The organism is Streptomyces sp. GbtcB6 (assembly GCF_019091475.1).
Lineage (GTDB): Bacteria > Actinomycetota > Actinomycetes > Streptomycetales > Streptomycetaceae > Streptomyces > Streptomyces hyaluromycini.
This window is the reverse complement of record NZ_JAGXJL010000004.1, coordinates 426,989-445,646: the sequence shown is the minus strand read 5'-3', so window position 1 is coordinate 445,646 and position 18,658 is coordinate 426,989. Positions and strand designations below refer to the sequence as shown.

Below are 18,658 nucleotides of genomic sequence, written 5' to 3'. Positions count from 1 at the left end.
GCCCGCCCCCTCCTGTACAGTCCTTCTCGCAGCACAACGCAAGACAAAGTGCCGCGAAACCTGGTCCTGTGGAGCAGTTTGGAGTGCTCGCCACCCTGTCAAGGTGGAGGCCGCGGGTTCAAATCCCGTCAGGACCGCACGAAACCGAGGCCCGCTTTCCGTTGAGGGAGGTGGGCCTCAGGCGTTGCCGCCCTGCGCCGATCCCCCTCGCCACCCTGCCAAGGTGGAGGCCGCGCCCGCGGCGCAACCGCGATCGGATTCAGCAAATCCCGTCAGGACCGCCCAGTCGCCGAGGCCCGTATCCCCCAAGGGATGCGGGCCTCAGGCGTTGAGGCCCGCACCCCGTCAAGGGACGCGGGCCTTTCCCGTGCTCGGCGCCCCTCTCCTCGGTCGCGGCCGGTTCGGCACCGCCGACGACCACCGTGGCGGCTGAGCACCGTCGTGGCGGAAGGAAGGCGAGGGCGGCCAGAAGACGGCGGCCGGGAAAGAGTCCGTGCCATTGACGGCGTCACATTCGCTCGGTACCCAGAAGACAGGGCTCGCTTCCCCTCGGCCCCCTTCTGGAGGTGGCGTATGGCGGCTTCGGTGCGGCACGAGACGCGGGCGCTGCTGAGGGCCCACCTGGCGGCCGCCTCGTCGTACCGGCATCTGACCCGTCACTGTCCGGTCTGCCACCGGCTGCTGCGGCTGGCCATGGACTCCGCTCCGCACACCGCGGAGGTCCCCGAGGACGCCATGGAGGACCAGGGTCCCGTCGGCGCGTGACGGTACGCCCAACGGCCGTTCCCCCAAGGGCCGATGGAGCGCGCGGCTCCTCTATCGCACCCGGGACAGTACAAACAACCCGTGCGGTATGTGACGGGTGTCACTGCATGAGTTTCCGAAACGACTGCACTTACCCCCTTCCTACAACTGGTCAATTTAATATGTGCAATTGCACCACCCTGCGGACCCGCCCGTGACGCCCCCCGGGTGCCTGCACAGCAGATCCGACAGCGCCGCCCAGACTCCGACAAGGCCGCTCACAGAGCCGCTGGTTACGGTGGGCCAAGGCCCCACAGGACCCCATGGACGCACAAAAAAGATCGCGCTGGACCCGGCGGAGTCCAGCGCGATCTACGACGCACCCTGTGTCGCTTGCCTGAGAAGTTCTTGTCGGCCTGGGCGTGGGCCCTGTTGGGGCAGGTCCCGCGTCGCTTGGAGCTAGGGTTTCGGGCGTCTCGGCCAGTTGGGGGACCGGTCGGTTTGCCCGCTATTCAGTTGGATCAGGCTTCGCTGCGCTGCTGGGGGATGCCCGCCAGCAGGGCGCGTACCTCAGCCTCGCGGTAGCGGCGGTGTCCGCCGAGCGTGCGGATCGACGTGAGCTTGCCGGCCTTCGCCCACCGCGTGACCGTCTTGGGGTCGACGCGGAACATCGTGGCGACCTCAGCCGGGGTCAGCAGCGGCTCGGCATCAGGGGTGCGAGCGGTCATGAGCGGCCTCCTCGGGAGAACCGAACCTTCTCGGTTCTTTCCTCTAAATTCTGCACCTTGACCCGCGTTGCCCGAAATGGCGGACGCGAGTCGAGTCGGTTATAGGACGAACGGCTTGTCCTCGGCACTACAACTACACCATCTGTCCAGCCGCGTCGGCCAAACCGATGGAATTGCCCTCCCAGGTAGGCATCAGCCGCGGAAGCCGATGGACCATGCCATAGCGGACAGTCACGCCTCTGTGACGATCAGTCACAGGACGATCAGGAGTCACCAGACCCCCCAAAGCACGTAATGCTGAGAATCCGCCCACAGTGCACCACACTTGGACGGATGGAGCCCTCCCCGGACTCCTTGTCCTATTTTGGCACGAGGAGTGGCAAGAGGCGCAAGAGCCGTGTAAGTGCTATCCGTCACCCTTGACGCAAAAGCCCGGATCGAGATCCAACGTCCAGTGCGTTCACTGAAGTGCCGTCAACGTACGTTGTTTCATGCCTTCTGGGCCGTGACGTACATCACTCACCGCACACACGTCACGCAGGTGTCATCCGGCTGTAAACAGCATCAGACACCCCGTCACTCAGTACGGATCAGTGGGCATCAGTGCTCAGACCTGCACGCAGACCCGCACTCAGACCCGCACTCAGACCGGCACTCAGTTCGCCGACCGGCGGTCCCGTACCGTCCGCCACCGCTCCACCAGCCGCCCGTAGGCCTCCCCGGCCGCGGCCCCGTCGCCCTGGCGCAGCGCCTCGATGCCGGCCGCCACGTCGGCCGCGGAATGGTCGTCCTCGAGATCCCCGGCCGGCAGGGCGTGCACCAGACCGCCGTAGTCCAGCTCGACCAGCGAGCGCGGGTGGAACTCCTCCAGCCAGCGGCCGACGTCCACCAGGCCGTCGATCAGCGGCCCTTCCTCCACGGTGTCCTTGAGCGTGCGCAGCGCCCGGGCCACCCGGCGCCGGGCCTGCACCATCGGCGTGCGGTAGCGCAGCATCGGCGGGATCTCGCCGGTGCCCTTCTCGTACCGGCGCTCCTCGTCGGAGACCAGCACGAACCAGTTCAGCGGCACCTGCCAGGTCGCGGTGCGGATCCAGGGCCGGGAGTCGGGGTTGCGGACCAGCCAGCGCTCGTAGTCCATCGTGGCCTGCCGGCGCACGACCGGCGGGAGCATCGCGTCCAGGACCGGCTTCGGCAGTTCGTCGGAGAGCTCCTGCAGGGCCTGCCAGCCGCGCAGCCGGGTCCGCCACGGGCAGACGCAGACGACGCCGTCGACCTCCAGGACGAAGGCGTCGCCGCTCTCCTGCACCGGCACCGCGACCGGCGGGGTGGGCAGCAAGTCGGCCAGGGAACGGCGGAGTTCGTCCTGGTACGAGGGGCGCTCCGGGCGGCGGGCGTAGCGCGTCCAGTGGTCGCGCTCCCGGTCCGGGAAGGCGGCCAGCGGCTCGTACACGCGCAGGTACGTCGCATAGGGGACGACCACCGAGGACACCTTGGGCACGCCTGCTCCCTCCCCATCGGACCGGGCTCGAAACCAGCGGAACCCACGGCGGAGCCATGACAGAGCCGGCCGGGGCCGGCCGCGGAAACCACAGCAAATCGTCCCACGCTCATACGTGCGCACACGGCACGAGAGAGTGATCCTGAACACTGCGCGGATGGTGTGCGGGCAATGGCTCTACGCTCATGCCAGGCCCCCGCCACCCTTACGGGAGCCCCAGCTTCCACCCGCCGCGACACACGCGACACAACCGGGAGTCACCACAGTGACCGACGTTTCCACCGGCGTCCTGCACACCCTGTTCCACTCGGACCAGGGCGGTCACGAGCAGGTCGTGCTCTGTCAGGACCGCAAGAGCGGCCTCAAGGCCGTCATCGCCATCCACTCCACCGCGCTGGGCCCCGCCCTCGGCGGCACCCGCTTCTACCCGTACGCCAACGACGAGGAGGCCGTCGCCGACGCCCTCAACCTCGCGCGCGGGATGTCGTACAAGAACGCCATGGCCGGGCTCGACCACGGCGGCGGCAAGGCCGTGATCATCGGGGACCCGGACCGCGACAAGACCGAGGAGCTGCTGCTCGCCTACGGGCGGTTCGTGGCCTCGCTCGGCGGCCGGTACGTCACCGCCTGCGACGTCGGCACGTATGTCGCCGACATGGACGTGGTGGCCCGCGAGTGCCGCTGGACCACCGGCCGCTCCCCCGAGAACGGCGGCGCCGGCGACTCCTCCGTGCTCACCGCCTACGGCGTCTACCAGGGCATGCGGGCCAGCGCCCAGCACCTGTGGGGCGACCCCTCGCTGCGCGGCCGCAGCGTCGGCATCGCGGGCGTCGGCAAGGTCGGCCACCACCTGGTGGAGCACCTCCTGGACGAGGGCGCCGAGGTCGTGATCACCGACGTACGGCAGGAAGCCGTCCGGCGCATCGCCGACAAGCACCCCTCCGTACGAGTGGCCGCCGACACCGACGCGCTGATCCGCGTCGAGGGCCTCGACATCTACGCCCCCTGCGCGCTCGGCGGCGCCCTGAGCGACGCGTCCGTGCCGGTGCTGACCGCACAGGTGGTGTGCGGCGCGGCCAACAACCAGCTCGCCCACCCGGGCGTCGAGAAGGACCTCGCCGACCGCGGGATCCTCTACGCGCCGGACTACGTGGTGAACGCCGGCGGGGTCATCCAGGTCGCCGACGAGCTGCACGGGTTCGACTTCGACCGGTGCAAGGCCAAGGCGGCGAAGATCTTCGACACCACGCTGGCCATATTCGCACGTGCGAAGGACGACGGGATTCCGCCGGCCGCGGCGGCCGACCGGATCGCCGAACAGCGGATGCACGAAGCGGCAACGGCGGGTGGACGCTGACCCGACGCCGGGTTTCCGGACGGATTTCCGGTACCTGCCGGCGGACAGTTGGAGAGAACTCTCACGTTCGTCGGCGGGTCGTCCGCCAGGAAGTGGTTAAAATCGTGGTTGACCAGCGGGGACGGGGCGCCTCGCGGGTCATGGAGTCAGGCGCGTGGTGCGGGCGACGTACCGTATGGGCGCGGGCTCAGGTACCGTGGAAGCCCTACGGACCGGTCTCTCCGAGGAGAGTCCGTTCCGGATCATGAACGCGTGTCAGACTCTGGGGCCGTCGAGCCCCGTCACCGAGGGGGTCGAGCCATGGGGCGCGGCCGGGCCAAGGCCAAGCAGACGAAGGTCGCCCGCCAGCTGAAGTACAACAGCGGTGGGACTGACCTGTCACGTCTGGCCAGCGAGCTGGGCGCATCGACTTCGAGCCAGCCGCCGAACGGCGAGCCGTTCGAGGACGACGACGAGGACGAAGACGACCCGTACGCCCAGTACGCGGATCTCTATAACGACGACGATGACGACGAGGACGAGGACGACCAGTCCGGTCCGACGTCCCAACATCGTCGCGGTGCTTGACGTACCACTCCCAGTGGTCTCAGCAGTTCTCGCAGCAGCTGCACTTCACCCGGTCCGGGGTCCTACGCCGGACCGGGTTTCGTGCTGCCACAAGGCTGTCCATAGGGCTGTCCGTGAGGCTGCCCGTCAGGCGTAGTCCCCCACCAGTTCGGCTCCGGTGGTGTGCTCGCCGCGCTCGGTGATCTCGCCGGCCACCCAGGCCTCGACCCCGCGGTCGGCCAGTGCGGTCAGCGCCACGTCCACCGATTCCTGCGGGACGATCGCGATCATGCCGACGCCCATGTTGAGCGTCTTCTCCAGTTCGAGCCGCTCGACGCTGCCGGTGCGGCCGACCAGGTCGAAGATCGGACCCGGGGTCCAGGTGGCGCGGTCGACGATGGCGTGCAGGTGGTCCGGGATCACCCGGGCCAGGTTCGCGGCGAGTCCGCCGCCGGTGATGTGGCTGAAGGCGTGGACCTCCGCCGTACGCATCAGGGCCAGGCAGTCCAGCGAGTAGATCTTGGTCGGCTCCAGGAGTTCCTCGCCGAGGGTGCGGCCGAGCTCCTCGATGCGGGCGTCGAGCGCGAGGCCCGCCTGGTTCAGCAGGACATGCCTGACCAGGGAGTACCCGTTCGAGTGAAGCCCGGAGGACGCCATGGCGATCACCGCGTCACCCGTACGGATACGATCCGCGCCGAGCAGCCGGGCGGCCTCCACGACGCCCGTACCGGCGCCGGCCACGTCGAAGTCGTCCGCACCCAGCAGGCCCGGGTGCTCGGCCGTCTCGCCGCCCACCAGGGCGCAGCCGGCCAGCACACAGCCCTCGGCGATGCCCTTGACGATGGCGGCGACCCGCTCGGGGTGGACCTTGCCGACGCAGATGTAGTCGGTCATGAACAGCGGTTCGGCACCGCACACCACGATGTCGTCCATGACCATGGCGACCAGGTCGTGGCCGATGGTGTCGTACACACCCAGCTGCCGGGCGATGTCGACCTTGGTGCCCACGCCGTCCGTGGCGGAGGCCAGCAGCGGACGCTCGTAGTTCTTGAGGGCGGAGGCGTCGAAGAGGCCGGCGAAGCCGCCGAGGCCGCCGAGGACCTCGGGGCGCTGCGTCTTCTTCACCCACTCCTTCATCAGCTCTACGGCGCGGTCGCCCGCCTCGATGTCGACACCGGCAGCCGCGTAGGAAGCACCGGAAACAGGGCTCTCAGACATTGCCTGGGATCTTTCGGGTTGATGACGGGGCTTACGGGCGACGGATCGCGTCGGCCGCGGCCGTGGCTGCCGGACCGGCCGCCAGCTCGGTCTCCAGGAGCTGCTTGCCGAGCAGCTCGGGGTCCGGGAGCTCCATCGGGTACTCGCCGTCGAAGCAGGCACGGCAGAGGTTCGGCTTGGCGATGGTGGTCGCCTCGATCATGCCGTCGATGGAGATGTACGCCAGCGAGTCGGCGCCGAGCGAGGTGCCGATCTCCTCGATGGTCATGCCGTTGGCGATGAGCTCGGCGCGGGTGGCGAAGTCGATGCCGAAGAAGCACGGCCACTTCACGGGCGGGGACGAGATCCGGATGTGGACCTCGGCGGCGCCCGCCTCCCGGAGCATCCGCACGAGCGCGCGCTGGGTGTTGCCGCGCACGATCGAGTCGTCGACGACGACCAGCCGCTTGCCCTTGATGACTTCCTTCAGCGGGTTCAGCTTCAGGCGGATGCCGAGCTGGCGGATGGTCTGCGAGGGCTGGATGAAGGTCCGGCCGACATAGGCGTTCTTGACCAGACCGTTACCGAAGGGGATGCCGGAGGCCTCCGCGTAGCCGACGGCGGCCGGGGTGCCGGACTCCGGGGTCGCTATCACCAGGTCGGCGTCGACCGGGGCTTCCTTGGCGAGCCTCCGGCCCATCTCCACGCGGGAGAGGTAGACGTTCCGCCCGGCGATGTCGGTGTCGGGGCGGGCCAGGTACACGTACTCGAAGACACAGCCCTTGGGCTTCGCGTCAGCGAATCGCGAGGTGCGCAGGCCGTTCTCGTCGATGGCGACGAACTCGCCCGGCTCGATCTCGCGGACGAAGCTGGCGCCGCAGATGTCGAGCGCGGCGGACTCCGAGGCGATCACCCAGCCGCGCTCCAGGCGGCCCAGGACCAGCGGGCGGATGCCCTGCGGGTCGCGGGCGGCGTAGAGGGTGTGCTCGTCCATGAAGACGAGGGAGAAGGCGCCCCGGACCTTCGGGAGGACCGCGTGCGCGGCCTCCTCGATGGTCAGCGGCTTGCCGTCCTCGTCGACCTGGGCCGCGAGGAGCGCGGTGAGCAGGTCGGTGTCGTTGGTGGCCGCGACCCGGGTGGACCGGCCGCCCGGGTCCTTCGGAAGTTCGGCGACCATCTCGGCGAGCTGCGCCGTGTTGACGAGGTTGCCGTTGTGGCCGAGCGCGATCGAGCCGTGCGCGGTGGCACGGAACGTCGGCTGAGCGTTCTCCCACACGGAGGCACCGGTGGTCGAGTAGCGGGCGTGACCGACCGCGATATGACCCTGGAGCGAACCGAGCGAGGTCTCGTCGAAGACCTGGGAGACCAGGCCCATGTCCTTGAAGACGAGGATCTGGGAGCCGTTGCTGACCGCGATACCCGCGGATTCCTGGCCCCGATGCTGGAGGGCGTAGAGCCCGAAGTACGTGAGCTTGGCGACCTCTTCGCCCGGAGCCCAGACACCGAAGACGCCGCAAGCGTCCTGGGGGCCCTTCTCACCGGGGAGCAGATCGTGATTGAGGAGACCGTCACCACGTGGCACGGCACCGAGTGTAGGCGAGATCGACCACTGGTCCGAATTGGGGATACACAGCCGTAATGGATCTACGCCCGCGGACGCGGTTGTGGCTTTCTCCATTTTCGCAGGTCAGCGCGGTGAGAGGTTTCTCCAGGCGGCGTCGGTTCGTGCGGACCGGTGCCGGCGCAACCCCCTGGCACCGTATCCCTGAGTGAGGTGTCGCACATCATTCGGGGGGCCGCACCCACGCCGCGTGTCATGTCCTGGACAGCTGGACGCGGTCGCCGCCGTCCGCGGTGAGGGTGAGTTTCCCGTCCTCGCCCTTCATGGTCAGTGGCCCGGCGGTGAGCGTGCGGGCGAGCGCACGCTCGAAGGTCATCCGGGCGTTGTCGCAGGCCATCCGGGTGGTGCGGGCGTGGCTCAGCCGGATCTGGTCGTCCGTGATCTGTGCCGTGGCGCTGAACTGGTTGCACCCGAAGCTGCCGGCCGCCCGGCCGTCCTCGATCTTCACATGGGCGCGCGCCGGGGCGCGGTGGGTGGTGCCGTCGACGGTCACGCTGTCGACGGTCCAGTCGATCCCGGTCACGGGCGGTTGACTCGCCACGGAGACACCTCTCTCACTGCCACAGGCCACCGCGAGCGGGACGAGCAGGGCGGCCGCCGCCGTCGTCAGGGTCATACGGCGCATGCGCTGTTTCAACCCGTACATGCCGTTTCGACGGCGCGCACCGGTCGATCGGTTCCCTCACCCCATGACGGGCAGGTACGCCCCGAGATCCGCCCGCTCCCCGCTGGCGCTGACCCTGGCGTCCGCCACGGCCTGCTGCCACGCCAGCCGTCCGGCGGCCAGCCGGATCCAGGTCAGCGGGTCGGTCTCCACGACGTTCGGCGGGGTGCCCCGGGTGTGCCGGGGCCCTTCGACGCACTGCACCACGGCGTACGGCGGCACCCGCACCTCGGTGGAGCCGCCGGGCGCCTTGACGGCGAGCGCGTCGGCGAGCAGCCGGGTGCAGGCGGCCAGGGCCTGCCGGTCGTACGGCACCTCCAGCCCGGCGACGGCCGCGTTGAGGTCGTCGGTGTGGACGACCAGTTCGACGGCCCGGGTGACGAGGTAGTCGTCGAGGGAGAGCGCGCCGGCGCTGGTGGCGAGCAGCCGGGTGCCGGGGTGTGCGTCGAGCAGGGCGCGCAGGCCGGCGTCGGCGTCGGCGAGGTAGGGGCCGAGGTCGGGGTGGTCGGCGGCGAGGCGCCGGGTGAAGTCGGCGATGGCGGCGGCGTTGCCGGAGGTTCCGAACGGCCAGTCGAGGAGGACCGCGTCGGCCTTCGCCGGCTCGGGCTGGTCCAGAGCCCGGTGGACGGCGGTGACCGCCATGCCGATGTGGGCGACGAGGTCCCGTACGGTCCACCCCTCCAGCCGGGTGGGGAGCGCGAGCTGCTCGGGGGTGAGGCCCTCGACGGCCGCTCTCACATTGCCGAACTGGGCGAGAACCGCGGCACGGGTCCTGGCCGGGTCGTAACTGCGGGCGCGCTTCTTGGCCTGAGGCATGGCGGTGAGCCTATGCGACCCCTCTCTGTCAGTCTGGGTTGACAAGCGGGAGGGTGTCAATCCAGACTGACAAGCATGAACGCAGGAGATCTCTCAGAACGCCTCAGGTCGCACGACCCCGCGGTGGGACTGCGGGCCGTGGGTGCCCTGCACCGACTGGCCGAGCAGGTCGAGGCGGCGGCGGTCGCGCGCGCCAGGGAACAGGGATGGTCCTGGGAGCAGATCGGGGACGCCCTCGGCGTCTCCCGGCAGTCCGTCCACGCCAAGTACGGGAAGTGAGACGACCATGTTCGAGCAGTTCGCAGCAGAGGCCCGGGCGACCGTCGCATCGGCGCTCGACGAAACCACGCTGCGCGGCGACCGCCGCATCGGTACCGAGCATCTCCTCCTGGGAGTGCTGCACGATCCCGGCGCGGTCCGGGCCTTCGGCACCGATCTGGAGACCGCGCGCTCCGCCCTCGACGCCCTCGACCGGTCCGCGCTGGCCGTGGTCGGCATCGACGTCCAGGGGATCGAGCGGGCACCGATTCCCGCCTCGCGCAAGCGCACCCCCTTCACCTCCGGCGCCCGCGCCGTCCTCCCCCGCGCCCTGGCCGAGACGAAGAAGGCCCACAGCCGCCGCATCACACCGGAACACCTGCTGCTGGCCCTGCTCGACTGCGAGCAGCCGGATCCCGTGGCGGAACTCCTGGCCGAGCTCGGCGTCGACCGCACCGCTGTCCGGGCACGCCTGACGCAGCCGGGATGATCACCCGTGGGTGTGATCCGCAGCGGAACTCGCCCCGCACCGCCGGAGCCTGGCAACACTGGTCTTCGCCTGGAAGGGGGTGCAACATGACGGTTATGGCCGAGCGCACGTCTCAGATGTCGGTGGAGGAGTTCGAAACAATCGCCTCCGCGGCTCCCGAGACCGTCACGTTGGAGTTCATCAACGGACGGATCGGGGTCAAGAAGGTGACGGACGGGGACCACAGCACCATGGTGTCCTGGCTGGCCCGGCGCTGTATGCAGAGTAGGCCCGACCTGGACCTGTACCAGGCCCAGGGGCTCAGGGTCGATGCGTATCGAGAGGGCAGGGCGAAACCGGATGCGGTGATCGCGCCAGAGGCCCACTTCGCGGGACACGGCGAGTGGGCCGACCCGGACGGCGCGCTCATGGTCGTCGAGGTCACCTCGTACGACTCGGACACGGACCGGCGGGACCGGCACGAGAAGCCGACCGCGTACGGCCAGGCCGGGATCCCCCTGTACCTCCTGATCGACCGCGACTCCTGCACCATCACGGTGCACAGCGGCCCGGACCGGCAGATCGGTGGCTACCGCGCCGTCCACACCGCGAAGTTCGGCGAGAAGGTGGTCCTCCCCGATCCGATCGGCATCGAACTCGACACGGAGATCCTCAAGAACTACGTCCGATGAGCCGAGAAGGCCCCGCCCGGAAACATCCGGGCGGGGCCTTCGTCGTCGTGCGGCCGGCTACGCCAGCAGCGCCTCGATCGTCCCCTCGTGCGCCTCGCGCAGCTCGGTCAGGGGAAGTTCGAACTCGCCCTGGATCTCCACCGAGTCCCCGTCGACGACACCGATGCGGGTGACCGGAAGGCCGCGCGCGCCGCACATGTCGTTGAAGCGGACCTCCTCCGAGCGCGGCACGGCGACGATCGCGCGCCCGGCCGACTCGGAGAGAAGGAACGTGAACGCGTCGAGCCCGTCCGGAACGACCAGCCGCGCGCCCTTGCCGCCGAGCAGCGCGGACTCGACCACGGCCTGGATCAGACCGCCGTCGGACAGGTCGTGCGCCGAGTCGATCATGCCGTCGCGGGAGGCGGAGATCAGGATCTCGGCGAGCAGCCGCTCCCGCTCCAGGTCGACCTTCGGCGGCAGGCCACCGAGGTGGTCGTGGACGACCTGGGACCAGGCCGAGCCGCCGAACTCCTCACGGGTGTCGCCGAGGAGGTAGAGCAGCTGGCCCTCCTCCTGGAAGGCGACCGGCGTGCGGCGGGCCACGTCGTCGATCACGCCGAGGACCGCGACCACCGGGGTCGGGTGGATGGCCGCCTCGCCGGTCTGGTTGTAGAGCGAGACGTTGCCGCCGGTCACCGGGGTGCCCAGCTGGAGGCAGCCGTCGGCGAGACCGCGCACGGCCTCCGCGAACTGCCACATGACCGCCGGGTCCTCGGGCGAGCCGAAGTTCAGGCAGTCGGAGACCGCAAGAGGCTTGGCGCCGGTCGTCGCCACGTTGCGGTAGGCCTCGGCCAGGGCCAGCTGGGCGCCCGTGTAGGGGTCGAGCTTGGCGTAGCGGCCGTTGCCGTCCGTGGCGATGGCGACGCCGAGGCCGGTCGCCTCGTCGACGCGGATCATGCCGGAGTCCTCGGGCTGGGCGAGGACCGTGTTGCCCTGCACGAAGTGGTCGTACTGGGAGGTGATCCACTTCTTGGAGGCCTGGTTGGGGGAGCCCACCAGCTTCAGGACCTGGTCCTTCAGCTCCTCGCTCGTCGCCGGGCGCGCGAGCTTGTTCGCGTCGTCCGCCTGGAGTTCGTCCTGCCAGGACGGGCGGGCGTACGGGCGCTCGTAGACCGGGCCGTCGTGGGCGACCGTGCGCGGGTCGACGTCGACGATCTTCTCGCCGTGCCAGAAGATCTCAAGCCGGTCGCCGTCGGTCACCTCACCGATGACGGTGGCGATGACGTCCCACTTCTCGCAGATCTCCAGGAAGCGCTCGACCTTCGCCGGCTCCACGACCGCGCACATGCGCTCCTGCGACTCGCTCATGAGGATCTCCTCGGGCGAGAGCGTGGAGTCGCGCAGCGGGACGTCGTCCAGTACGACCGTCATGCCGCCGGAGCCGTTCGAGGCCAGCTCGGAGGTGGCGCAGGACAGGCCGGCCGCGCCGAGGTCCTGGATGCCGACGACGAGCTTCTCCCGGAAGGCCTCCAGGGTGCACTCGATGAGGAGCTTCTCCTGGAAGGGGTCACCGACCTGGACGGCGGGGCGCTTGGACGGCTTGGCGTCGTCGAAGGTCTCGGAGGCCAGGATCGAGGCGCCGCCGATGCCGTCGCCGCCGGTCCGGGCGCCGTACAGGATGACCTGGTTGCCCGCGCCGGAGGCCTTGGCGAGGTGGATGTCCTCGTGCCGCATCACGCCGATGGCACCGGCGTTGACCAGCGGGTTGCCCTGGTAGCAGGCGTCGAAGACGACCTCGCCGCCGATGTTGGGCAGGCCCAGGCAGTTGCCGTAGCCGCCGATGCCGGCGACGACGCCCGGCAGGACGCGCTTGGTGTCGGGGTGGTCGGCGGCGCCGAAGCGCAGCGGGTCGACCACGGCCACCGGCCGCGCGCCCATCGCGATGATGTCGCGGACGATGCCGCCGACACCGGTCGCGGCGCCCTGGTAGGGCTCGACGTACGACGGGTGGTTGTGCGACTCGACCTTGAAGGTGACCGCGTAACCCTGGCCGACGTCGACCACGCCCGCGTTCTCGCCGATGCCCACCAGCAGCGCGTCGCTCTGCGGCGCCTTCTCGCCGAACTGGCGGAGGTGGACCTTGGAGGACTTGTACGAGCAGTGCTCGGACCACATGACCGAGTACATGGCGAGCTCGGCACCGGTCGGGCGGCGGCCGAGGATCTCCACCACCCGCTCGTACTCGTCCTTCTTCAGGCCGAGTTCGGCCCAGGGCAGCTCGACGTCGGGAGTCGCGGCCGCGTGCTCGACCGTGTCCAGAGGCGTCCGGCTCATGCGCCCACCAGCTTCTTGAGGATCGAGGTGAAGAAGGGGAGGCCGTCGGTACGACCCGTGCCGATCAGCGGCTCGACGGCGTGCTCGGGGTGCGGCATGAGGCCGACGACGTTCCCGGCCTCGTTGGTGATGCCGGCGATGTCGCGGAGCGAACCGTTCGGGTTGAAGTCGACGTAACGGAAGACGACCCGGCCCTCCGCCTCCAGCTTGTCGAGCGTGTACTCGTCGGCGACGTACCGGCCGTCCATGTTCTTCAGCGGGATGTGGATCTCCTGGCCCGCGCGGTAGTCGGCCGTCCAGGCGGTGTCCGCGTTCTCCACCCGCAGCTTCTGGTCGCGGCAGATGAAGTGGAGGTGGTTGTTTCCGAGCATCGCGCCGGGGAGCAGGTGCGCCTCGGTGAGGACCTGGAAGCCGTTGCAGATACCGAGGACCGGCAGGCCGGCCTTCGCCTGCTCGATGACGGTCTCCATCACCGGCGAGAAGCGGGAGATGGCGCCGGCCCGCAGATAGTCGCCGTAGGAGAAACCACCGGGAAGAACCACCGCGTCGACCTGGTGGAGGTCCTTGTCCTTGTGCCAGAGGGCGACCGGTTCCGCACCCGCGAGACGGATCGCGCGCTGGGTGTCACGGTCGTCGAGGCTTCCCGGGAAAGTGACGACGCCAATACGAGCGGTCACTTCGCCGCCTCCGCGACTTCCTCCACCTTGACGGTGAAGTCCTCGATCACGGTGTTGGCGAGGAAGGATTCCGCAAGATCATGGATGCGGGCGAGCGCGGCCTCGTCGACCGGGCCGTCAACTTCCAGTTCGAATCGCTTTCCCTGACGTACATCGGAGATGCCCTCGAAACCCAGGCGCGGCAGCGCACGCTGGACCGCCTGGCCCTGGGGGTCGAGGATCTCCGGCTTGAGCATGACGTCGACTACGACGCGTGCCACTGGCACTCCCGGTGTTGTGGTGCTGACTGCTGAGCAGATACCCGTGATACCCGTCGGTGTCCCCGACCGGTGTCTTCAGACTACCCGCACAAAATTTCTACGCGGGTAGAGTTGTAGGAAACTACGTGAGCCGCATCACGATCGGGTGACGGTGGCGGATCCACACGAAAAGTTCTGGGAAAGTTCCCCGGGTTCGCCCGTGACATCTATTGCGCCGGGACACGCCGGACGGATTTAGTCGGGCTTCACTTTGTATTGCCAGGCACTGTACAAATGAATTGGCAATAGCCGATACTCGGCACGTCATCTCCCGCCATCGCGGTCATCACCGATGTGCTGACGATGAGCTGTATAGACGTGCCACACGAAGGGACCGAATATTCGTGGCGCAGAAGGTCGTGGTCACTCTCTTTGACGACATCGACGGCTCGGAAGCGGCGGAAACGATCGCCTTCGGACTCGACGGCAAGTCGTACGAGATCGATCTGAATCAAGCGAACGCCAAGAAACTGCGCACGGCCCTGGAGCCGTACGTGGTGGCCGGCCGCAAGCGGTCGAAGTCGGGCAAGGCGTACAAGCAGACGGAGGTCGCCCCCGACCCGGCGGCCGTCCGCGCCTGGGCGCAGGCGAACAAGATGGATGTCCCGGCCCGCGGCCGCATCCCGAAGAAGGTGTACGAGGCGTTCAGCGCCGCCCAGTGAGTGGGCGGCGCGGCTGCCCTCAGGGTGCGTCAGCCGCCCCTGGGGGCAGCCGACTTGCGCTACCCCCCTGCTGATCAGCTAATGTCTGGAGCACGCCGAGGGACACGGCCGGAAAGCCGGAGCCCACGGAGTACATGCGGGTGTAGTTCAGTAGCAGAACATCCCCCTTCCAGGGGGAAGGCGCAGTGTGCAATTCCTGTCACCCGCTCTGCACCGCCGGTCCTGAGCATGCTTGTGGATCAGGTAGGCTGGTGCTCGCACCGATCGGTGGGAGCCGGTCGGGAGCAGTGCGGACGTAGCTCAGTTGGTAGAGCGCAACCTTGCCAAGGTTGAGGTCGCGAGTTCGAGCCTCGTCGTCCGCTCCAGCTCATGGAGGAAACCCCAGTCATATGACTGGGGTTTTTTCATGTGCCCACCCGCACTGACATTTGTCATGGCGAGTGATGACACCACGCACTGCTCCCGGGCACCGGCAGCGGAGACGCTGGGGCCATGGACTACGAACACGTGATTGAGGTCACAGATCTCCGGCGTGTCTACGGGGGCGGGTTCCAGGCGGTCCGCGGAATCACCTTCTCCGTGGCCCGCGGGGAGATCTTCGCGCTGCTCGGCACCAACGGCGCCGGAAAGACATCGACGGTCGAACTGCTGGAAGGACTCGCGCCGCCGGACGGGGGCCGGGTGCGGGTGCTGGGCCACGATCCGCACCGGGAACGGGCCGCCGTACGCCCGCGCACCGGCGTGATGCTCCAGGAGGGCGGCTTCCCCTCCGAACTGACCGTCGGCGAGACGGTACGGATGTGGGCCGGCTGTACGACCGGAGCCCGGCCCGCGGCCGAGGCGCTCGGCCTGGTCGGGCTCGGCGGCAGGGCGGAGGTCCGGGTCAAGCAGCTCTCCGGCGGGGAGCGGCGCCGCCTCGACCTGGCACTCGCGCTGCTCGGACGGCCCGAGGTGCTCTTCCTGGACGAGCCGACGACCGGACTCGACGCCGAAGGGCGCCGGGACACCTGGGAGTTGGTGCGCGCGCTGCGCGACGCCGGGACCGCCGTCCTGCTCACCACGCACTACCTGGAGGAGGCCGAGGACCTCGCCGACCGGCTCGCGATCCTGCACGAGGGGCGCATCGCGGCCGCCGGGACACCGGCCGAGGTGACCGCGGGCCGGCCCGCGCGGATCTCCTTCGAACTGCCCACCGGGTACTTCCTCGGAGACCTCCCGCCGCTCGCCGCACTCGGCGTGTGCGGGCACGAGGCCGAGGGCCGGGCCGTACGGCTGCGGACGCGCGAGGTGCAGCGGACCGCCACCGGAGTGCTGACCTGGGCCGAGCGGACCGGGGTCGAGCTGGGACGGCTGGAGGTACGGTCGGCCTCGCTGGAGGAGGCGTTCCTGGGGATCGCGAAGGAGGCGGCCGCATGAACGCGCCTGCTCTCGGGGGGCTCCGGACGACGGGCGCCGTGGTCCGTCGCCGGCTGGGCGCCCTCGCCCGTGCCGAACTGCTGCTCCTCGGCCGCAACCGCGGTGCGGTGCTCATCGCGCTGCTCGTGCCGCTCTCCCTGCCGATCACCGTACGGCCCGCGATCGCCCAGTTCGACCTCAAGGGCAAAGGGCTGAACATCGGCATCCTGATGCTGACCGCCGCGATCGGCTTCTCCTTCCTCTTCGCCGTGTACACCTCCCTGGTGAGTGCCTACGTGGCCCGCCGCGAGGAACTGGTCCTCAAGCGGCTGCGCACCGGCGAGCTGTCCGACCCGGAGATCCTCGCCGGGACCGCCCTGCCCGCCGTCTGCCTCGGCCTGGCGCAGGCGCTGGTACTGACCGCCGGCTGCACGGTGCTGCTCCACGCGGGCGCGCCCGAGGCGCCGTACCTCACCCTGCTCGGACTCGTCCTCGGCCTGCTGACCAGTGCCGCGCTCGCCGCGCTCACCGCGGCCTTCACCCGGACCGCCGAGAGCGCCCAGGTCACCGCGCTGCCCCTGGTCTTCGTCTCCATGCTGGGCTCGGGCATCGCCGTCCCGGCGGACGCCCTGCCCGACCGGGTCGCCGAGGTCGGCGAACTCCTCCCGCTCTCCCCGGCCGTCCGGCTGGTCCGGGCCGGCTGGACCGGCGAGCTGAGCCCGGACCAGACCCTGGTCAGCGTCCTCACCGCGCTGGCCTGGACCGTGGTCGCGGTGTTTGCTGTACGGCGGTGGTTCCGCTGGGAACCTCGGCGCTGAGGGGAACGGGACCGGGATGAGCGGGGCAGGCGCCTGGTGGCGGGGGAAGACCACGCCCGCCAAGGTCGAGACGTACACGCGGTGGTCGTTCCACTTCTTCGCGGTGGCCGAGGTCGCGGCGATCGGGCTGCCGGTCTTCGCGCAGGCGGGAGCGGACCTCGCTGGCTGGATGATGGCGATGGTCGTCGGCCACGCGCTGCTCTGCGCGGTGACCGCCTCCCGGGCGCTGGACTGGACGCGGGGCCGCCGCGATCAGCCGGTGCGGCTGCTCTGGGCGCTCGGCACGGCGACCTATGCCATCGCCGTCGTCGTGCTCGTCCTGCGCAAGCACGGCTCCGGCCCGGACCTGGACGCCGCCGCCGGCACCGTCTTCACCGGGGTGCTGGCCTTCGGCGCCGGGACCATGACGCTGGGGGTGCGCGACCGCAGGCGCGTGCTGTCGATCGTCGTGGGCTTCGCGTGCGGGGCGGGGGCCGTCTCCTTCCCGCTGGGCTATCCCGCGCCGACCGCGCTGGTCACCGCGTGCGTGGTGTTCCTCGGCAGCGCGTTCCTCGCCTTCACCGCGATCTTCTCCCTCTGGCTGCTGAACGCCGTCTACGAACTCGACGAGGCCCGCGAGACCCGCACCCGGCTCGCCGTCGCGGAGGAACGGCTGCGGTTCGGGCGCGATCTGCACGACGTGCTCGGCCGGAACCTCGCCGTCATCGCCCTCAAGAGCGAGCTGGCCGTGCAGCTGGCCCGGCGCGAACGGCCCGAGGCCGTGGAACAGATGATCGAGGTGCAGCGGATCGCGCAGGAGTCGCAGCGGGAGGTCCGCGATGTCGTACGGGGGTACCGGGACGCCGACCTGGGGGCCGAACTCGCCGGGGCACGGGGGGTGTTGACGGCGGCGGGGATCTCCTGCGAGGTGACCGGCGACACCGCCGGGCTGCCCGCCGAGGTCCAGTCGGCGCTCGGGTGGGTGGTACGGGAGGCGACCACCAATGTGCTGCGGCATGGCGACGCGGGGCGGTGCTCGGTGGGACTGAAGGTGCGGGAGGGGTGTGTGGTGCTGACGGTGGAGAACGACGGGGTCGAGGCGCGTGGGAGTGGCCCGGGCCAGGACCGTGGTGGGAGTGGGGGCTCCGGGCTGGCCGGGCTGCGGGAGCGACTCGCGGTGGTCGACGGGACGCTGGCGGCCGGGCCGGTGGGAGCGGACGGGTTCCGGGTGGTGGCGTCGGTGCCGCTGTCCGGTCGCACGGCTGATGCGAGTGTGAGTGGAGTCACTTCATGACGTCTCCGGTGCGGCTGTTGCTCGCGGACGACGAGCATCTGATCCGGGGCGCGCTGGCCGCGCTGCTCGGCCTGGAGGACGACCTGGTCGTCGTCGCCGAGGCGGCCACCGGCCCGGAGGCACTCGCCATGGCGCGGGCCCATCGCCCCGATGTGGCGGTGCTCGACCTCCAGATGCCCGGCGCGGACGGTGTGAGGGTCGCCACATCGCTGCGCGCCGAACTGCCCGGCTGCCAGGTGCTGATCGTCACCGGTCACGGGCGGCCCGGCCATCTGAAGCGGGCGCTGGCGGCCGGTGTGCGGGGGTTCGTCCCGAAGACGGTGAGTGCGCAGCGGCTCGCGGAGATCATCCGGACCGTGCACGCCGGAAACCGCTACATCGACCCGGAGTTGGCCGCCGACGCGATCTCCGCCGGGGACTCGCCGCTGACCGCGCGGGAGGCCGAGGTGCTGGAGCTGGCGGCCGACGGAGCGCCGGTCGCGGAGATCGCCGAGCGGGCCGCGCTGTCGCCGGGGACCGTGCGGAACTACCTCTCCTCGGCCGTCACCAAACTCGGTGCGGAGAACCGTCATGCGGCAGTGCGTCTCGCACGGGAGCGAGGTTGGGTATAGTTGCTCTCGCGCCACGG

The 18,658-nt window shown here is 69.8% G+C and carries 20 protein-coding genes and 3 tRNA genes; 14 read left to right on the top strand and 9 right to left on the bottom strand.

All coding sequences use genetic code 11. From position 1 onward, the window contains the following. Positions 1 to 62 precede the first annotated feature (62 nt). Both KVT45_RS09980 and KVT45_RS09975 read left to right on the top strand, forming a co-directional pair. Positions 63 to 137 (top strand) — tRNA-Asp (locus KVT45_RS09980). A gap of 436 nt (positions 138 to 573) precedes the next feature. Beyond that, positions 574 to 765: a DUF6274 family protein gene (locus KVT45_RS09975; RefSeq protein WP_217546122.1), complete on the top strand. Its 192-nt coding sequence runs from the start codon at positions 574 to 576 to the stop codon at positions 763 to 765. Between the two features lie 500 nt (positions 766 to 1,265). Here the strand turns inward: KVT45_RS09975 and bldC are convergent, their stop codons facing one another. Then, positions 1,266 to 1,472, bottom strand: a complete 207-nt coding sequence (gene bldC / locus KVT45_RS09970; RefSeq protein ID WP_003949541.1) for a developmental transcriptional regulator BldC — start codon at positions 1,470 to 1,472, stop codon at positions 1,266 to 1,268. Between the two features lie 655 nt (positions 1,473 to 2,127). After that, entirely contained in the window at positions 2,128 to 2,970 is an 843-nt protein-coding gene (locus KVT45_RS09965; protein ID WP_217546121.1) for a hypothetical protein, read from the bottom strand. A 265-nt stretch (positions 2,971 to 3,235) separates the two neighbouring features. Here KVT45_RS09965 and KVT45_RS09960 point away from each other — a divergent pair, with 265 nt between their 5' ends. Together KVT45_RS09960 and KVT45_RS09955 are read left to right on the top strand one after the other, a co-directional pair. Further along, a complete protein-coding gene (locus KVT45_RS09960; RefSeq protein WP_217546120.1) occupies positions 3,236 to 4,327 on the top strand; it encodes a Glu/Leu/Phe/Val dehydrogenase dimerization domain-containing protein in 1,092 nt (363 codons plus the stop codon). Between the two features lie 300 nt (positions 4,328 to 4,627). Continuing rightward, entirely contained in the window at positions 4,628 to 4,894 is a 267-nt protein-coding gene (locus KVT45_RS09955; RefSeq protein ID WP_089100654.1) for a DUF3073 domain-containing protein, read from the top strand. 126 nt (positions 4,895 to 5,020) lie between these two features. Here the strand turns inward: KVT45_RS09955 and purM are convergent, their stop codons facing one another. The 4 genes from purM to KVT45_RS09935 form a co-directional block, all read right to left on the bottom strand. Beyond that, positions 5,021 to 6,091, bottom strand: coding sequence for a phosphoribosylformylglycinamidine cyclo-ligase (purM, locus tag KVT45_RS09950; protein WP_217546119.1), 1,071 nt, complete (start codon positions 6,089 to 6,091; stop codon positions 5,021 to 5,023). Positions 6,092 to 6,122: 31 nt separating this feature from the next. After that, the gene (gene purF, locus KVT45_RS09945) at positions 6,123 to 7,652 is read right to left on the bottom strand and encodes an amidophosphoribosyltransferase (RefSeq protein ID WP_089100652.1); all 1,530 of its coding nucleotides are present in this window, start codon (positions 7,650 to 7,652) and stop codon (positions 6,123 to 6,125) included. A gap of 232 nt (positions 7,653 to 7,884) precedes the next feature. Continuing rightward, entirely contained in the window at positions 7,885 to 8,316 is a 432-nt protein-coding gene (locus KVT45_RS09940) for an META domain-containing protein (RefSeq protein ID WP_254646502.1), read from the bottom strand. Positions 8,317 to 8,373: 57 nt separating this feature from the next. Further along, positions 8,374 to 9,171, bottom strand: coding sequence for a maleylpyruvate isomerase family mycothiol-dependent enzyme (locus KVT45_RS09935; protein ID WP_217546117.1), 798 nt, complete (start codon positions 9,169 to 9,171; stop codon positions 8,374 to 8,376). A 75-nt stretch (positions 9,172 to 9,246) separates the two neighbouring features. Here KVT45_RS09935 and KVT45_RS09930 point away from each other — a divergent pair, with 75 nt between their 5' ends. From KVT45_RS09930 to KVT45_RS09920, 3 genes are all read left to right on the top strand, one after another. Further along, the gene (locus KVT45_RS09930; RefSeq protein ID WP_089100649.1) at positions 9,247 to 9,450 is read left to right on the top strand and encodes a helix-turn-helix domain-containing protein; all 204 of its coding nucleotides are present in this window, start codon (positions 9,247 to 9,249) and stop codon (positions 9,448 to 9,450) included. 7 nt (positions 9,451 to 9,457) lie between these two features. Further along, entirely contained in the window at positions 9,458 to 9,919 is a 462-nt protein-coding gene (locus tag KVT45_RS09925) for a Clp protease N-terminal domain-containing protein (RefSeq protein ID WP_217546116.1), read from the top strand. A gap of 86 nt (positions 9,920 to 10,005) precedes the next feature. Continuing rightward, entirely contained in the window at positions 10,006 to 10,590 is a 585-nt protein-coding gene (locus KVT45_RS09920; RefSeq protein WP_217546115.1) for a Uma2 family endonuclease, read from the top strand. Between the two features lie 57 nt (positions 10,591 to 10,647). Here KVT45_RS09920 and purL read toward each other — a convergent pair whose 3' ends face one another. From purL to purS, 3 genes are read right to left on the bottom strand one after another with little or no spacing between them, the layout of a single operon-like run. After that, positions 10,648 to 12,906, bottom strand: a complete 2,259-nt coding sequence (gene purL / locus KVT45_RS09915) for a phosphoribosylformylglycinamidine synthase subunit PurL (RefSeq protein WP_217546114.1) — start codon at positions 12,904 to 12,906, stop codon at positions 10,648 to 10,650. After that, positions 12,903 to 13,583 carry a phosphoribosylformylglycinamidine synthase subunit PurQ gene (gene purQ / locus KVT45_RS09910; RefSeq protein ID WP_089100646.1) on the bottom strand — a complete coding sequence of 227 codons (681 nt, stop codon included), beginning with the start codon at positions 13,581 to 13,583 and terminating at the stop codon, positions 12,903 to 12,905. The genes purL and purQ overlap by 4 nt, the downstream gene beginning before the upstream one ends. Beyond that, the gene (purS, locus tag KVT45_RS09905) at positions 13,580 to 13,843 is read right to left on the bottom strand and encodes a phosphoribosylformylglycinamidine synthase subunit PurS (RefSeq protein ID WP_015659417.1); all 264 of its coding nucleotides are present in this window, start codon (positions 13,841 to 13,843) and stop codon (positions 13,580 to 13,582) included. Before purS ends, purQ begins: the two co-directional genes overlap by 4 nt. A 383-nt stretch (positions 13,844 to 14,226) precedes the next feature. On the opposite strand from purS, the gene KVT45_RS09900 reads away from it, so the two are divergent. The 7 genes from KVT45_RS09900 (at position 14,227) to KVT45_RS09870 (ending at position 18,641) form a co-directional block, all read left to right on the top strand. After that, entirely contained in the window at positions 14,227 to 14,544 is a 318-nt protein-coding gene (locus KVT45_RS09900; RefSeq protein WP_046733685.1) for an Lsr2 family protein, read from the top strand. 136 nt (positions 14,545 to 14,680) lie between these two features. Further along, positions 14,681 to 14,752 (top strand) — tRNA-Gly (locus KVT45_RS09895). An 81-nt stretch (positions 14,753 to 14,833) separates the two neighbouring features. After that, positions 14,834 to 14,909: transfer RNA gene (locus KVT45_RS09890), tRNA-Gly, on the top strand. 127 nt (positions 14,910 to 15,036) lie between these two features. Further along, a complete protein-coding gene (locus KVT45_RS09885) occupies positions 15,037 to 15,960 on the top strand; it encodes an ABC transporter ATP-binding protein (protein WP_217546113.1) in 924 nt (307 codons plus the stop codon). Beyond that, positions 15,957 to 16,757: an ABC transporter permease gene (locus tag KVT45_RS09880; RefSeq protein WP_217546112.1), complete on the top strand. Its 801-nt coding sequence runs from the start codon at positions 15,957 to 15,959 to the stop codon at positions 16,755 to 16,757. Before KVT45_RS09885 ends, KVT45_RS09880 begins: the two co-directional genes overlap by 4 nt. Positions 16,758 to 16,773: 16 nt before the next feature. After that, the gene (locus KVT45_RS09875; RefSeq protein ID WP_217546111.1) at positions 16,774 to 18,030 is read left to right on the top strand and encodes a sensor histidine kinase; all 1,257 of its coding nucleotides are present in this window, start codon (positions 16,774 to 16,776) and stop codon (positions 18,028 to 18,030) included. Continuing rightward, positions 18,027 to 18,641 (top strand): response regulator transcription factor, encoded by a 615-nt coding sequence (locus KVT45_RS09870; protein WP_189262722.1) that lies wholly within the window; start codon positions 18,027 to 18,029, stop codon positions 18,639 to 18,641. Before KVT45_RS09875 ends, KVT45_RS09870 begins: the two co-directional genes overlap by 4 nt. Positions 18,642 to 18,658 lie beyond the last annotated feature (17 nt).